This window comes from Paenibacillus sp. 32O-W (genome assembly GCF_007679495.1).
Classification (GTDB): Bacteria; Bacillota; Bacilli; order Paenibacillales; family NBRC-103111; genus Paenibacillus_L; species Paenibacillus_L residui.
On the sequence record NZ_VEGP01000025.1, the window covers coordinates 13,973 to 30,375 of the forward strand.

Here is a 16,403-nt window from a genome sequence, read left to right on the forward strand (position 1 = left end):
CAACATGGAACTAGAGATCCGCGATTACATTCGGGTAATTGGCAAACGAATCTGGTGGCTTGTCGGGATAGTCTTGTTGGCTACGATCATTACCGGAGTGGTCAGCTACTTCTTTCTGAAGCCGGTGTATCAGGCTTCCACCAAAATAATTGTGAATAAAACGAATTCATCCGCTTCCTTGGAGCAATTGGGACTAAGCGAAATCAATTTCCATATCAAGATTATCGATACCTACAAAGAAATTATTAAATCTCCCTATATTATGGAGATAGTCGCGAAGGAACAGGAACAGCTTGGAGTGACGGCTGGGGAGTTGATCCGCAGAGTGAAGGTCAGCTCGGTCAACAACACCCAGGTGATGACTGTATCGATTACAGACGGTTCCCACGAAAGAGCGGTTCAACTGGTGAATGCGATTTCTCACGTCTTCGAAAGGGAAATTGTGAATCTTATGTCCGTAGACAATGTTTCCATTCTGAGTGAAGCCAAGCCGCAGAGTCATCCGTCTCCTATCAAGCCTAACGTGAAAATGAATATTGCCATCAGCTTCGTCGTTTCGCTAATGGCGGCCCTAGGGCTGATATTCCTTCTTGAATACCTCGATGACCGGATCCGGACAGAAAAAGATGTTCACCATCATCTGGGTCTGCCGGTACTGTCTATCATTAATAAAATGAAACCGGAAGATGTTATTAATGTGGCTTCTTCCGCCATTCCCAAACAGGCAGGTGAGCCGCATGTCACGCTTGGACAGCAAGAATAGACCGATTATAGCCGATATCAACAAGAAGTCACCGATTTCTGAAGCTTATCGGACGCTGCGGACGAATATCGATTTTTCGTCGATCGATCATCAAATACAAGTCATTATGGTTACCTCGCCTGGGCCAGGAGAAGGAAAATCGACGACGACGGCCAATCTGGCCACAGTGTATGCACAGGCTGAGAAGAAAGTATTGGTCATCGATGCGGATTTACGCAAGCCGACGATGCACCAGACCTTCGTCAAGACCAATCGATGGGGATTAACGAGCGTATTGGCCGGGCAGTCCCCGTTCGCCAAAGTGATTGCGAAAACGCATATAGACAATCTGGATCTGCTCACCTCCGGGCCGGTTCCGCCCAATCCGTCGGAGATGCTCTCCTCCAAGAGATTGAGCGCACTTCTCGAGGAGCTTCGCACCCAATACGATGTCATTCTGATGGATACTCCTCCCGTATTGGTGGTGACGGACGCCCAACTGATTGCCGCCAAAAGCGACGGGGTCCTGATGGTCATCGATTCGGGGAAGGTTAAGAGGGAGTCCGCACTGAAAGCCAAGGCGAGTCTTGAGCTGGTGCAGGCCAGAATGCTGGGAGTCGTCCTGAACAACGTCGATCAGCGCCGCAGTGAGGACAGCTATTATTACTACTACGGGGCCGAAGAGTAGCTGAACCAGTTGGAATGAGGCCTGCTGTCCGCCCAATACCAAGTATTCACATATTTTTAATAATAATTTTTTAATAAAAAATAACCGTTTCGACATAAAGGCGATTTCGCGGTTTCCAACTGCGAAGGCCAAGGAAACAGGTAAAGTCTGCTGCACCTCTATCACTGCAGGCACTCGGTCATGCTGTGGGCGCCCGGCGCCTTAGACGTAAATCGTCGAGGGTATGATGTGAGGAAGGGTTGAATGCCCTATGTCAGCATGAACCAATTAACGTTAAAAACAGCATCAAACGGTTTTGGTTCTGCTTTTAACGTTAATTCTCACACAACAAAAGACAGCTTCAGGTTTTATCATCTATACAAAATAATTGACGAAAAGGGATAAGAAATGGGCAAAAAAATATCATTGAAGAGAAATTTCAAATGGATGTTTGCGGCAAATCTCCTATACGCTTTTTTGCAGTGGCTGATGCTGATCATCATGGCGAAGCTGGGTAACGAAGAGCTTGTCGGCTACTATACATTAGCTCTTGCGGCCACCACTCCCATTATGCTGTTTTTCAGCTTTCAATTACGGGGGATTCAAGCTACAGATGCCAGAGATGATTACCAATTCAGAGACTATTTTTCCTTAAGAGTTATCGGAGTTTTCCTGGCTCTGCTTGTCTGCATAGCGGTTTCATTCTTAAGCGATTATTCCTTCGAAGCGAAAATCATTATATTTCTAATTGCCATAAGCAAGATGATCGAAGGAATCAGCGATGTCATCTATGGTTTGCTGCAAAGACACGAAGTGATGAATAAAGTGGCCGTGTCCATGATTTCCAGAGGGGCGATAAGTTTATTATTGTTCGTTCTCTTTTACTGGGCTACTCGCAATTTTTATCTGGCGATTCTAGGTTTTGTCCTGGGTTGGCTTCTCGTCATGCTGTTTTATGATTTTCCTAATGCCATGAAGTATATCGACAAACCCTATTTGACGTTTAATTACAACAAGCTATGGCGGCTGTTTCTTCTGGCCCTGCCTTTGGGAGCCATCATGATGATGGGAGCGTTGAGCACGAATATTCCAAGATATTTTATTGAGAATTATTTAAGCATAGAACAATTGGGGATATTCGGGGCGATTTCCTACATTTTGGTTGGGGCATCGAGGTTTACGACAGCGATCTCCCAGACGGTAAGTCCGCGTTTAGCCAAATATTACGCAAGCGGGAATAAGGGAGCTTTCGTCAAACTATTGGCGCTCGTGCTGCTGGTCAATGGTGCTCTGGGAATGGTTGGGCTTGCCGCCGCAGTTCTGTTTGGCGAACCTATATTGACACTAGTCTATACGGAAAGCTATGCGGTATATTCGGATTTATTTGTATGGGTAATGCTTATTTCTCTATTTTCTTTTCTGGGAAGCGCGTTGGGAGTCGGGGCCACGTCTATGAGGATTTTTACTTCACAGGTCCCCATTCACATTACGAAGCTGGTTGTCACGATTATTTGCTCCGTATGGCTGATCAAAGATTACGGATTGAATGGAGCTGCATGGACTTTGGCTGTTGCCGCTTTTGTTTCCATGGTCTTTTACACCACGTTGATTCATAAAGGCTTGAAAAATATCCGACAAGTTGAGGTAGGAATATGAAAAAACTGATGGATGGGCAAATTTTAATGCAGAATAATGTGGGCGGATTGTACCCATATATGTTTAAGAAAGAGGATGGGATCTATTACTCGGATCAATGCCAGTCTGCCGTCAGCCTACTATCGGAAGAAGAAAGAGTAATAGACGAGGCATCGGTCTACTCTATGCTATGTTATGGGTATATTTGCGGCGATCGTACCTTGATCCGGAACTTGTTTCGCTTGCCTTGGCTAACCGAATTTCACTCCTCCGGAGAGCTGGTTCATCACAGCGTAGAGCCGTATAATCTGGAAGAAAGTCCGCCGAAGGAAATCGCCAAACAATTAATCGCAGCTTTATCTAAGGAAATTAGGGAGCAGTGCCAAAATTATGATCATATCTATCTCTTATTAAGCGGCGGGATGGATAGCCGTGTTGTAGCCGCAATTCTTAGGCAATTGGAGAAAAACGGGGAAATTCAGGGCCGCATTCATGCGGTGACTTGGGGGAAGAACAATAGCCGGGATGTTGTGTATGCGCAAAAAATTAGCGAGCTGTTCCAATGGGAGTGGCATTATGCGGAATTGAACGAAAGCTATCTCCTTTCCAATTTTGAATTGGCCGCTGTGAAGCTTGGCGCGGAAATCAGCCCTGCCCATTTGCATCGTTTTAATTGGTTCGAGCGATTGGGGAAGGACAGCATTGTTCTGGCCGGCAGTTATGGAGACAGTATCGGGAGAGCCGAGTATTCATCGGTTCACGCTTCAAGGCTGAAGCCGCATTGCCCCAGAGAAAGATACAGTCTGCTGAATACGGAGCTTCTTAATGACGTCGATGCAGAGCTTAAGAAAGAGCTGGCCCAATTTAGAGCAAGATATAAGGAAGCTTCTTACGAGCAGCTTAACGAATACGAGATGCAGGCACATTATTTGCGAAGAATGCTGGGCAATGCGGCCAACCTGATCATGAATTGGACCCATTTCTATCAAGCTTTTACCGCCAAAGAAGTTTTTACTTTAATGTGGAAATATAGACACACCGTGCGTAATGACCAAATATATTTCGAGCTGCTGCAAATGATCGAGCCCAAACTGTTAGATCTTGCCTGGGCCCGTACGGGAAATAAATACGGGGGAGATGGCGAGGGGGACACCTTGTCCAAGAAGCATCATGATTACGGGTTATGGTTGAGAAAGCATTGCTCGGATTTCATGGAAGAACATCTGTTTAATCAACAAATGCACAAATTAAACTTATTTGATATGAAGCAGTTGGCTTTTATGTACAAGGAATGGAGAAAAGAACCCGCGGCCATCCATTCCAAGCTGGGCGACCGTCTTAGCTGGATTACGGTCTTATCGTTGTTCGTCAACCATTACGGACTTCAGAGCCGCAGCCAGCGGGTGAAGAGGAGTATAATCGATATTCCCAAATTGAAGGCCAAAATTTATGAGAAAACCTATCGAATAGGGAAGAGTATCCAATATAAGGCGTGATAATGTGGCAAACAACCAAATAAACATTCTTCATATTTTCAGTAAAATGAACCGGGGAGGAGCCGAGCTGAGGACGATCGATCTGCTGGATAAAATCGACCTTGATGCTTACTCCTTTTATTTTTGCGCCTTAAGCGGTCAACGCGGCGAGCTGGATGATCTCATTGCCGGCATGGGCGGACAAATGACCTACTGTAAATTTAGAAGCATCACTTTTCCTTACAGGTTTATCAAACTGTTGAAACAACATCGCATTCATGTCGTCCATTCCAACATGTACTATTTCTCCGGATTAATATTAATGTTGGCGAAAATCGCCGGAATTAAAGTAAGAATCGCTCATTTCAGAACGACGGATAGCGGCAAAAAGGGAGGCAGGCTGCAGCGGTACAAGTACAATCTGATGAAGTCCTTGATCAATCGCTATGCGACGATAATCCTGGGCGTGAGCAGGTCCTCTATAGTATCCAGCATGGGCAAGGATATAGTAAACGACAAGCGGACAGAGGTTATCTATAATGGCATCGACTTGAACAAAATTAATGGGCCGGTGGATGAGGAAAAATCGTTGAGAAGTAAGTACCGCCTAGGGGAAGACAGTAAAATCGTTATTCATATCGGGAGATTGGTGGAAGCGAAAAACCACATTAAATTAATTAAAGTATTCAAAGAAATGTTGCGAAAGGGGGATTATTATTTATTCTTGGTTGGCAAGGAAAATGAACCGACAGCCGGTCTGATAAGGGAGAAAATAGAAGAGTATGCGATCCGGGACAGAGTCTTCTTTCTGGGAGTTCAGAGTAATGTATACGAATTATTGCAGCAAGCCGATCTGATGATTTACCCTTCAATCCGTGAAGGGCTTCCCGGTGCGGTTCTCGAAGCGTTGGCTTGCGGGGTTCCGGTATTGGGCAGTAGCATTGATCCTATAGTGGAATTGGCCTCCTACTTTAAAGTTCTTAAGTATCTGCCTTTAGAGGCAAATGACGAGCTGTGGGCTTCCGAAGCGGTCGGGTTAATAGGAGAAAGCGAGAGAATGTCTTTCAAAGATCATGCTTATGAAGAGTTTCGGAATACTCCCTTTACCATCGACAAAGCCGCTGAGCAATATGTTCAACTAATGGATAAGGCCATGAAATGATCTTGCTGCCGGTAAATTTATGATCGGATAAATGTGTCATAAGAGGGTGGTTAACATAAAGGTGCTTTTTGTTCATTCGCATACTTTCCAATATGATGATGAGGGTGTCGTTTATTCCGACGGCAAATTGCCCTATGAGGTCTGGCGAAGATACCTTAACCATTTCGACGAGCTTGTCGTTGTGGGAAGGGGGAGGAAAATCAAAGACAATAAAATATTAAAGGAAGCGAACGTATCCAGCGGTCATCGCGTTAAGCATATTTTCCTGCCTTCTTTGACGGACATCAAGCGGAGAATTCGCAACAAGGCAATTGTAGTTAATCGTATGGAGGAAATAATCAGTGAAGTGGATGCGGTCATCGCCAGAATGCCGAGCGAGTATTCCGAGATCGCCATTCGAATTGCAGCCAGGAACAAGAAGATGTACGGGGTAGAGCTGGTGGGGGACGTTTTCAACTCGTTATGGAATCATGGGCATATTTTCGGAAAGCTGTTGGCCCCGATCAGTATGCTGAAGAACAAAAAAATAGTGAAGCAAGCCCCCTTCGTGCTATACGTCACCCAGAAGCAGCTGCAGGAAATCTACCCCAATACAACAGGAAGGCAAGTCGGCTGTTCTAATGTAGAGATCCCAAGTGTCGATGAGGCAGTTCTTCTGCAGAGATTGGAGAGAATTAACGCTACTACGGCCGGCAAGAAAATTCGAATCGGTCTCATCGGCTCCTATGCGTCGAAATATAAAGGAATCGATACGGCCATCCGAGCTCTGGATATCATCCGTCAATCCGGGCATAACGCGGAATTGAGAGTGTTAGGGAATGGCGATCCTGCCCGTTATATAAAATTGGCCAAAGAACTTTATCTGGAGGATAAAGTTTTTTTTGATGGGTCGCTGCCGGGGGGAGGCCCCGTACTGAGATGGTTGGATGAAATAGACCTCTATATTCAGCCCAGCAAGACCGAGGGGCTGCCCAGATCCTTAGTGGAGGCTATGAGCAGAGGCTGTCCATCCGTGGCTTCCAGTGTAGGGGGGATTCCCGAATTGCTGCCTCCGGAGCATCTTCATCCGGCTGGGGATTACAGACAGTTGGCGGGCAAACTACTTCATTTGTTGAAGGATCAAACTTCCATGGCGGAAGCTGCCCGAAGAAATTTCGCCCACGCCTCCCAATATTCCTCCCCTTATTTGAACAAAATCAGGGATGAATTCTGGCATGAATTTGCGGCAGCGGTCAGAACCGGGAGAGATAGAGTAGAGACAATATCAAAAATGGATGAATTCGAGGTGCTGTAAGGATGAGCAAAAAAATAATGGTAACGGGAGCAGCCGGTTTCATAGGCTTTCATTTGTCCAAGAAGCTACTGCAAAACAACGATCAGGTTATCGGAGTCGACAATCTCAATGACTATTATGATGTTCAGCTAAAGAGAGACCGTCTGGAACAGTTGGAGAAGAGCAGCTCGTTTATCTTCCATCAGGAATCGTTGGAGAATCGGGAAGCGATTCAAGCTGTTTTCGAACGGCATCAACCGGAATTGGTCGTCAATCTTGCCGCCCAGGCGGGAGTGCGCTACAGTCTAACGAACCCTTATGCCTATATCGATTCCAATATTGCAGGCTTCATGAATATACTGGAAGCCTGTCGCCACAATAACGTAAAGCATCTGATCTATGCCTCCTCCAGCTCCGTCTACGGAGCCAATACGAAGATGCCCTTCTCGGTTCACCAGAATGTGGACCACCCGCTAAGCTTATATGCGGCTACCAAGAAGGCCAATGAATTAATGGCCCATACCTATAGCCATCTCTATGGATTACCGACCACCGGTTTAAGATTTTTTACCGTGTACGGTCCTTGGGGGCGCCCGGATATGGCGCTCTTTTTGTTTACGAAAGCGATTATAGCCGGAGAACCTATTAAAATATTCAACCATGGAAAAATGAGAAGGGATTTCACTTATATCGATGATATCGTGGAAGGAATATTCAGACTGACCCGGAGACAGCCGGAACCGAACTCCGCTTGGTCAGGGGATCATCCAGACCCCGGTACAAGCTATGCTCCGTACAGGTTATACAATATCGGGAACAATCAGCCTGTAGAGCTGCTCAGATTTATAGCAGTGCTCGAGGAGAAGATCGGGCTCACGGCCAAGAAAGAGTTCCTGCCCCTGCAGGACGGAGATGTTCCGGCAACGTTTGCCGATGTGGACGACCTGATGCGGGATGTCGGTTTTAAACCGGGAACGAGTATCGAAGACGGAATCGGCAGGTTTGTAGATTGGTATAAGCAATATTACCAAATAAGCTCCTGATGTATTGGCGCCAGGGGAGACAAGGGGGTGACACGATGAAAATTAAAGTGGTCCATGCAGTGACCATCTCACAAAGCCTGAATTTAATGAAGAGCCAAATCGGTTATTTAAAAGAGCGGGGCTATGAAATGACTTTGGTATCTTCGCCCGGAGAAGAACTGGAAGCGGCGGCCCAAGAAGGGACGCTTACTTATGAAGTGCCTATGGAGAGGGAGATTTCGCTTCGCCGGGACATCCTCTCGCTGCTGCGGTTAATCCGATTTTATCGGCGCTATAAACCGGCCATCTCTAATGTCGGCACCCCGAAAGCCGGCTTGCTGGCGGGAATGGCCGCTTTCTTGACCAGGGTTCCGTGCCGGATCTATACGTTGAGAGGGCTTCGGCTGGAAACGACAAGCGGCTTTAAAAGAAAAGTACTCCTATTCATGGAGAAAATAGCTTGTCTATGCGCACATAGGGTCATCTGCATAAGTGAGAGCTTGAAAGAACGTGCGATAGAATTAAAGCTTGCGCCCCGGGCCAAAACGATAGTTCTGGGGCATGGCAGCAGCAACGGGATTCAAGTCAGCAAATTCGAAGCATGCCGGCACAGCGAAGAAGCGGATAATCTGAGACGGAAGTACGGCCTGAAAGATTGCTTCGTGTTAGGTTACATAGGCCGAATTACGCGGGATAAGGGGATAGTTGAGCTCATAGATGCCTTTCTCCAGGTTCATAAATCCCGGCCCGAAGCAAGACTATTATTGGCAGGAACGTATGATAATGCCGCAGCTCTGCCGGAGAAGACAGTCAAAGCGATCGAACAGGAGCCATCCATCATCTATGTAGGCCGCGTCAATAATCCCGCGCCTTACTATTATTTGATGGATGTTTTTATTTTTCCCACTTATCGCGAAGGATTCGGGAATGTTTCGCTCGAAGCCGCCGCATGCCGAAGGCCGGTAATAACGACTAACGCCACCGGTGCAAGAGATACGGTGGCGGATAACGAGACAGGAATCATCGTTCCTGTGCGGAATGCCGATGAGCTGGCCATGGCCATTCATCGATTGGCTGATGAGCCGGAAACCCGCCAAAGAATGGGGGAAGCCGGATATGAGAGGGTTAAGACCTGCTTCCGGTCAGAGATCATCTGGGAAGGGCTGGATCAGCTCTATCAATCCATGTTGGCCGGCTTAAATCAAAATCAAGTCAATATTTCTAAATTAGGGAGAGAGAAGAATGGATAGGACTATTGGAGTTGTAGGACTAGGTTATGTTGGTTTGCCTGTTGCAGTAGCTTTCGGAGAATCTTATCCAACGATCGGATTCGATATTAATGAAGGAAGAATCGCCGCTTTACAATCGCATAATGACTATACCGGGGAGGTTTCCTCGGAAGAGCTTAAGAACAGCAAAATTCAATTTACCGCGGATGAGACGAAATTAAGAGAGTGCGATTTTATTATCGTGGCGGTTCCTACACCTATTGATGATTCGAAGCAGCCTGATTTCCGCCCGTTAATCAGCGCATCGGAGCTGGTTGGCCGGAATATGCAGCCGAATACGATCGTCGTCTATGAATCCACGGTTTATCCGGGGGCAACGGAAGAAATATGCATCCCTGTCCTGGAGAAGCATTCGGGTTTAACCGCGGGTAAGGATTTCTATGTGGGCTATTCTCCGGAGAGGATCAATCCGGGAGACAAGGAGCATACCTTTAAGAAAATTACCAAGGTAGTATCCGGTCAGAATGAGGAAGCCTCGAATATCATTGCCGATGTTTACGGATCGGTAGTGGAGGCCGGAGTCTTCAAGGCTTCCACCATTAAAGTGGCGGAAGCGGCCAAGGTGATAGAAAATACTCAACGCGATTTGAATATCGCACTTATGAATGAATTATCCATTATTTTCGATAGACTGGGGATCAACACGTCGGAGGTTCTTCAGGCCGCCGGGACGAAATGGAACTTTCTGAAGTTTACCCCGGGACTGGTGGGCGGACATTGCATCGGGGTCGATCCGTATTATTTGACGCATAAAGCCGATGCCGTAGGCTATCATCCGCAGGTGATTCTGGCCGGACGAAGAATTAATGACGGAATGGGCCAATTCATTGCCACCTCCCTGGTGAAGCAGATGATCCTGAAAGGAAATCCGATCCAGGGATCGCGTGTAACGGTGCTCGGCCTTACCTTCAAAGAAAATGTGCCGGATTTGCGGAATTCGAAGGTTATCGATATAATCCGGGAGCTGCAGCAGTTCGGGGTAGATGTTCAAGTATCCGATGCCCGCGCCGAGGCGGAAGACGCTTACCGGATTTATGGAATAGAGCTGGTTCCCTTCGAACAGCTGCGCAAAGCGAATGCGGTCATTCTGGCGGTGCCTCACCAAGAGTACAAAGATTTGGGATGGGACGGGTTGAAAAAATGCCTCTACGGCGAATCCGGGGTATTCGTGGACGTCAAATCGGCTTTGGATGCTTCACAGGCTCCTGCTCATATTTCTTATTGGAATTTATAGTTTCACTATCGATAGTGATAATAAGGAATAGCGGTGATACGAATGTTTATCAAGAGGACTTTGGATTTGGCCATATCGATTGCGGCTCTCCTGGCGCTGTCCGTTCTGATGATCTTTATCGCTCTGTGCATTTACATCAGAATGGGTAGGCCAATTTTTTATACTCAAATTAGGGCCGGGCAAGGAGGCCAGCCGTTCAAGATCATTAAATTCCGAACGATGAGGAATGAAATGACGAAAGACGGGGTGAAGCTCACCAACGAAGAACGGGTCACCAAGCTGGGGAAAATCTTGCGCAAATACAGTCTGGATGAACTGCCGCAGCTTTTTAACATTATTAAAGGTGATATCAGTATCGTCGGTCCCCGTCCGCTCCTGATGGATTATGTACCGCTGTACAACGGGGAGCAGGCGAGAAGATTGGAGGTCAAGCCGGGTCTGACAGGCTGGGCTCAGGTGAACGGAAGGAATACCCTTACGTGGGAGGAGAAGTTTGCTCTTGACGTATGGTACGTTAACCACCAGTCTCTATGGCTGGATCTGAAAATAATCATACTTACTTTTGTCAAAGTGATTAAATCCGATGGCGTAAATCAAAGCAATGAAGTCATTGTGCAGAGATTTACGGGAAGCAAAGAGGTGTAGGCTGATGAATTTGCGCTCTCTCTATATTGTTGGGACAGGGGGATTGGGCAGAGGGATAGCGGAGCTGTTGAAATCGATCAATGCGTCGGATCCGAGGTGGATCATTGAAGGCTTTATTGATGACAACACCGGGACGGTCGGCCGGAAGGTCAACCATTTGTCCGTAAAGGGAACGACAGACCGTTTGCTGACGGTGGAGAAGCCGTCCGATGTAGTTCTGGCGATCGCGAATCCGGCGGTGAAGGAGAGACTCATCCGCAAGTTGAAGCTCAACCCCTATTTGAGTTTTCCCAATATCGTTCATCCACGAGTTGAGCTAAATGAATTCGTTGCGATGGGACAAGGAAATATCGTGACGGAGGGGGTCGTCTTCTCCGCGAATATTCAGATCGGAAGCTTTAATCTTATTCACTTCAATTCGACCATCGGTCATGATGTCGTAATGGAAGATTACTCTACTATTTATCCGGGGAATAACATTTCCGGCTATGTCAAGATTGAGAGCCGTGCAGTTATCGGCACCAATGCAGCAGTTCTGCCCTCGGTCCGGATCGGCAAGGATGCCATAATCGGGGCAGGCAGCGTTGTGTTAAAGGATGTAGAACAGGGAGCTACGGTAATAGGCTCCCCCGCTAAGCCGATAAACAAAATCAGTAACTCTATAAGGGGCGATAATTCATGAATACACGTATTCTTCTATCTCCTCCTCACATGGGAGGGTTCGAGCGTCAATTTGTCGGGGAAGCGTTCGACACGAACTGGATTGCTCCTCTAGGTCCTAATGTCGATGCATTCGAGCAGGAAATGGCCGCCTATGTGGGCAGCCGGGGGGCGGTAGCGCTCAGCTCGGGGACCGCCGCCATTCATCTGGCTCTCCGTTTGCTCGGAGTTGGGGAAGGCGATCTGGTGTTCTGCTCTTCCCTCACCTTCGTAGCCAGTGCCAATCCAATTGTATATCAAGGGGCCAAACCGGTCTTTATCGATTCGGAGCCGAACACCTGGAATATGTCTCCGGAGGCGTTGCGTAGAGCATTTGAAGATCATGCGGCCCAGGGAAAGCTTCCGAAGGCGGTTGTCATCGTCAATTTGTACGGTCAAAGCGCGGATTTCAAACCATTACTCCGCATTTGCAATGAATATGGGGTGCCTATCGTTGAAGATGCGGCGGAATCGCTGGGGGCGACTTACTACAGCAAGATGAGCGGAACACTAGGCAAGTTTGGGATCTTCTCCTTCAACGGCAATAAAATCATTACAACATCCGGAGGCGGCATGCTGGTCTCCGACGATCTGGCCGCTTTGGAGAAAGCCCGTTTCTGGGCAACCCAGGCAAGAGACCGGGCACGGCATTACCAGCATAGTGAAATGGGCTATAACTATCGTTTAAGCAACATTCTGGCAGGTGTGGGAAGAGGGCAATTGAAAGTGCTTGAAAATCGGATACAGCTGCGAAGAGACATCTTTAAGAGGTACTTCGAGGCACTGTCCCGAATAGACGGGGTGCAGTTTATGCCGGAGATGGATTTTGGCCGTTCCACCCGCTGGCTTACTGCCCTGACCGTGGACAAGAGGAGATGCGGGATATCTGCCGGGGAGCTGATTAATGTTCTGGCGGATAGGAATATAGAAACCAGGCCCGTGTGGAAGCCGCTGCACCTGCAGCCATTGTTCGAGGGCTGCGCATTCTATCCCCATGAACCGGGATTCAGTGTGTCCGATCAATTATTTGAGAGAGGGATCTGCTTGCCTTCCGGCTCCAGCCTGACAACGGAGGATCAGATGCGGGTCATTAATCTGCTTAAAGCATGCTTGAACCGTACGGTCAAAGTAACGGGCTAACTATCCGGTATATTTGATGAGAAAGGAGGTGTCTTTTTTTGAATATATCACCAGCCGCAAGAATAACGACATGCAAAGTTTTTCCGTCTGTTTTACTTTACTTTCTAATCTCTTCCGCCATTACTTGCGTTGTCATTTTTAGGGTGGATGAATCGCTGGGGTTTTTGCTTTCAATCCTTCTAATGACAATCGCATCCATGTTATTAAACTGGGAATCCCGATCACACTTTTTAATGATTTCCATATGTTATTTCGGGTTAATTAAAATCTTGTTCTTTTTAACTTTGGATCCTATTACAGGCCCTGATGCCACAAGGTACTATGCACAAACTTTCCGATTCGGGGATTTAGATAGTTTCTTCACTGCCGTCGTGAATGATATTCAACGGAATGGTTTCTTCAATGCCACCTCTTATTCTCAGTATGGATTAGTGTACATGCCTTTTTACAGCCTATTAAATGCAGAGTCGCCGCAGGCCATAGCCATCCTTAATGGCGCTTTTATTATCATGGTCATTTATTTATGGGGCAAATTAGGATCGGAATTCATGCCGGATAATTCTAAGTATGCCAAAATGGTCGTGCCTCTTTTGTTTTTCAGTTCTTCTTTATCTTATTGGTCCTCGACTTTCTTGAAAGACTCGCTAAGTTTAATGCTAGGTGGTTGTGCCTGCTACTTTATGATAAGAAAGAAATATGTGAGATGTTTGCTGTTTGCTGCGTTGGCTATTGCTTTAAGACCGTATGCCGTTGCTTATATTTTTTGCTACTGGGTGTTTATAAAGCGGAAATATAAAACGGCGCTAGCGGCAACCCTGTTATCCCTCGCGTGGACGCTTAAAACCGCCGGTATCCTCGGCGTCATCAACGCGTTTCCGATGTCGGCCAGAATATTGATCAGTCCTAATCCGTTGTCGATGGAAAACTGGAGTAATTTCTTTCTTCCGACGATCGAATCATTTTTTACCGCTCTCATCCTGCTGTTTTCTGTTATCAATTTCTGTTTAAACAGAGACACTCGATCCACCTATTGCTTATTCGGGCTGACATTGCTGATCTACGCTTGCGTATTGACGCTTGTTGGCCATAGCAACCTTATGTATAGAGACATGGGGTATGAGTTTTTATCCGGGGGAGATGATATGTTCAGAAAAAAACTCCCTTTTATTTTAATTATTTACTCGGCAGGAGCTTATACCTTATCCACGTTTAGAATTAAGATCCAGTCAAATTTCCGGTTGAACAAATAAACCTTGACCTTGTGCTTATAGCTCATAATGACATGTTTTTATCCGATAGTAGTTATCAGTCTGCTTCAGTCTGCCGGAATAGTAGAATGGATATACTTAATAGAAAACATATTTTCTGGAGGGTAAACCGATCAAACGAAAGCTTCTCTATGGCATTCCTGTTTTGCTTTGGCTGGGGCTCATTTTCATTCTGTCGTCCCAGCCGTATCAGGCGCAAAGCCTGAAGCCTCTACTGAACCAGCAGTTCTCGCAGGATAAATTGCAGGAAGTGCTCCCGGATGTGTCCTTCCCGTATCGCGAGAGTATTATTTCTGCGAAGAAGGACCCCGTTCATTTCATCGAATTTGTATTTCGCAAAGGGGCGCATCTCTTTATGTACGCCATGCTGGCGGTGCTGGCTTCTATCGCCCTGCTTCCTTACCGGATGCCCCTCATGGTGAAGGGCTGCTTCATCCTCGCAGCAGTCGCAATGACCGCCATTCTCGACGAATGGAATCAACTGCATCGCGCCGAGAGGACCGGTGCCGTTCAGGATGTGTTCATCGATTTGTCCGGCGGGCTGATCGGCTTGCTGCTGGTTAGCCTGGTTTATCACCGGTTTCGGGCAAGCCGAAGAGAGAGCGCGTTGCGGGGAGGACGGGAGTCCGGGCAGCCGTAGAATTGGAGGATCATAAGTCCTTGGAGCATGAGCATAAGCATAAGATCCTCCCATTCGTCTCTGTTTCCCCCGCCATCCGCAAGAATAAAATACTCGCAGAATTCGCGTTGTAAGATTCGCGATGCAACCCCGATTCCTCCACATCCCGTGAAAAAGGGGTTACCAATTTAACCCATTAAACCCAATTAGATCCAAATAGTGATTTGCGATGCAAGCCCGTTTTCCCTCAATCCCGTGAAAAAAGGATTACCAATGTAACCCATTTAATCGAATTCGCGCCCAATAGCGATTCCCAATGCAACCTATTTTCCCTGATTCCCACCAAATAGTGATTCGCAACGAACCCCATTTCCCTAATACACGCCAAAAAGGGTTCGCGATGCACCTCCATTTCCCCAATCCCGGGAAAAGGGATTCGCGATGCAAGCCCGTTTTCCCTCAATCCCGTGAAAAAAGGATTACCAATGTAACCCATCCCACCCAATTGGAGCCAAATAGTGATTTGCAATGCACCCTCATTCCTCAAATCCCGCCAAAGAGTGATTCGCGATGCAGCCTCGTTTCTTCCAATCCTCGCAAAAAGGGATTACCAATGTAACCCATTCCACCCAATTGGAGCCAAATAGTGATTTGCGATGCACCCCCATTCCTCCAGTTTCCGCTAAATGGGTGTCACCAAAGCAACCCATTCTACCCAATTGACGCCAAATAGTGATTTGCGATGCACCCTCATTTCCTCAAATCCCGCCAAAGAGTCGATAACCCGGTCGCGCAACCGCTAACCTTCAATCATAATCGGGAGCATCGTCCCATGCTTTTGATTTCCAGTCACCGAAGGATCAGAGCAGGAAACCGAGCGGACCCCGGAGCATATGTCTTCACTTAGATTGAAAAGTAAGCGCATACATGTTAATGTAATAAAGTAAATATAGGCAGGGGACAAACTTAGCCGTAAGCAAACACATTGCTTCGTTCTTTTGTTTGTCGGACATTTAGAAGGCCTGCGGCCAAAAGAATGAAGATCCGAGTTTGTCGGACTTTTTGAAATCCCACGGCTCAAAGAATGAAGACCCGCAAAAAGACATGCACTTTTGTTCTTCTTTGGGAGGCAGGACTGGTAAAGCACGCCGGGTATCCGAAAAGACCAGCAAAAGTGCATGTCTTTGGACCGATTTTAGCTGAAATCAGCAAAAGACCAGCAAAAGTGCATGTGAATTTGGCGATTTCGTCGATTTTCTGCATTTTCCGGAAAAAGACATGCAGATTTGTCCGTCTTTCCGGAGATTTGCCGAATATCCGCAAAAAGACCTGCACTTTTGTTCTACTTTGGGAGGTAGGAGTGGTAAAGCACGCCGGGTATCCGAAAAGACCAGCAAAAGTGCATGTCTTTGGACCGATTTTAGCTGAAATCAGCAAAAGACCAGCAAAAGTGCACGTGAATTTGGCGATTTCGTCGATTTTCTGCTATTTCCGGAAAAAGACATGCAGATTTGTCCGTCTTTCCGGAGATTT

15 protein-coding genes are annotated in these 16,403 nt (G+C 46.9%); all 15 read left to right on the plus strand.

All coding sequences use genetic code 11. The features are described from left to right. Positions 1-4 precede the first annotated feature (4 nt). Positions 5-763: a YveK family protein gene (locus tag FS806_RS11835; RefSeq protein WP_144936304.1), complete on the plus strand. Its 759-nt coding sequence runs from the start codon at positions 5-7 to the stop codon at positions 761-763. After that, the gene (locus FS806_RS11840; RefSeq protein ID WP_144936307.1) at positions 738-1,430 is read left to right on the plus strand and encodes a CpsD/CapB family tyrosine-protein kinase; all 693 of its coding nucleotides are present in this window, start codon (positions 738-740) and stop codon (positions 1,428-1,430) included. The genes FS806_RS11835 and FS806_RS11840 overlap by 26 nt, the downstream gene beginning before the upstream one ends. 405 nt (positions 1,431-1,835) lie before the next feature. Further along, positions 1,836-3,065 carry a lipopolysaccharide biosynthesis protein gene (locus FS806_RS11845; protein ID WP_222126649.1) on the plus strand — a complete coding sequence of 410 codons (1,230 nt, stop codon included), beginning with the start codon at positions 1,836-1,838 and terminating at the stop codon, positions 3,063-3,065. Continuing rightward, positions 3,062-4,540, plus strand: a complete 1,479-nt coding sequence (locus FS806_RS11850; protein ID WP_144936313.1) for an asparagine synthase-related protein — start codon at positions 3,062-3,064, stop codon at positions 4,538-4,540. Before FS806_RS11845 ends, FS806_RS11850 begins: the two co-directional genes overlap by 4 nt. 4 nt (positions 4,541-4,544) lie before the next feature. After that, positions 4,545-5,681: a glycosyltransferase gene (locus FS806_RS11855; RefSeq protein ID WP_144936316.1), complete on the plus strand. Its 1,137-nt coding sequence runs from the start codon at positions 4,545-4,547 to the stop codon at positions 5,679-5,681. 46 nt (positions 5,682-5,727) lie between these two features. After that, positions 5,728-6,975, plus strand: coding sequence for a glycosyltransferase (locus FS806_RS11860; RefSeq protein ID WP_222126650.1), 1,248 nt, complete (start codon positions 5,728-5,730; stop codon positions 6,973-6,975). Between the two features lie 2 nt (positions 6,976-6,977). Continuing rightward, positions 6,978-7,997, plus strand: coding sequence for an NAD-dependent epimerase (locus FS806_RS11865; protein ID WP_144936322.1), 1,020 nt, complete (start codon positions 6,978-6,980; stop codon positions 7,995-7,997). A gap of 35 nt (positions 7,998-8,032) precedes the next feature. Beyond that, positions 8,033-9,226 carry a glycosyltransferase family 4 protein gene (locus tag FS806_RS11870; protein WP_150959493.1) on the plus strand — a complete coding sequence of 398 codons (1,194 nt, stop codon included), beginning with the start codon at positions 8,033-8,035 and terminating at the stop codon, positions 9,224-9,226. Beyond that, the gene (locus tag FS806_RS11875; protein WP_144936328.1) at positions 9,219-10,499 is read left to right on the plus strand and encodes a nucleotide sugar dehydrogenase; all 1,281 of its coding nucleotides are present in this window, start codon (positions 9,219-9,221) and stop codon (positions 10,497-10,499) included. The genes FS806_RS11870 and FS806_RS11875 overlap by 8 nt, the downstream gene beginning before the upstream one ends. 42 nt (positions 10,500-10,541) lie before the next feature. After that, positions 10,542-11,144 carry a sugar transferase gene (locus FS806_RS11880; RefSeq protein ID WP_144936331.1) on the plus strand — a complete coding sequence of 201 codons (603 nt, stop codon included), beginning with the start codon at positions 10,542-10,544 and terminating at the stop codon, positions 11,142-11,144. 4 nt (positions 11,145-11,148) lie between these two features. Beyond that, the gene (locus FS806_RS11885) at positions 11,149-11,826 is read left to right on the plus strand and encodes an acetyltransferase (protein ID WP_186328337.1); all 678 of its coding nucleotides are present in this window, start codon (positions 11,149-11,151) and stop codon (positions 11,824-11,826) included. After that, on the plus strand, positions 11,823-12,983 hold the full coding sequence (locus tag FS806_RS11890) for a DegT/DnrJ/EryC1/StrS family aminotransferase (protein ID WP_144936337.1): 1,161 nt from the start codon (positions 11,823-11,825) through the stop codon (positions 12,981-12,983). Before FS806_RS11885 ends, FS806_RS11890 begins: the two co-directional genes overlap by 4 nt. 38 nt (positions 12,984-13,021) lie before the next feature. Continuing rightward, complete coding sequence (locus FS806_RS11895; RefSeq protein ID WP_144936340.1) at positions 13,022-14,233, plus strand: hypothetical protein; 1,212 nt, start codon at positions 13,022-13,024, stop codon at positions 14,231-14,233. Between the two features lie 163 nt (positions 14,234-14,396). Continuing rightward, positions 14,397-14,891, plus strand: coding sequence for a VanZ family protein (locus tag FS806_RS11900; protein WP_186328338.1), 495 nt, complete (start codon positions 14,397-14,399; stop codon positions 14,889-14,891). A gap of 1,063 nt (positions 14,892-15,954) precedes the next feature. Then, a partial coding sequence (locus FS806_RS26160) for a hypothetical protein (RefSeq protein ID WP_222126651.1) occupies positions 15,955-16,403 on the plus strand: 449 nt, incomplete at its 3' end.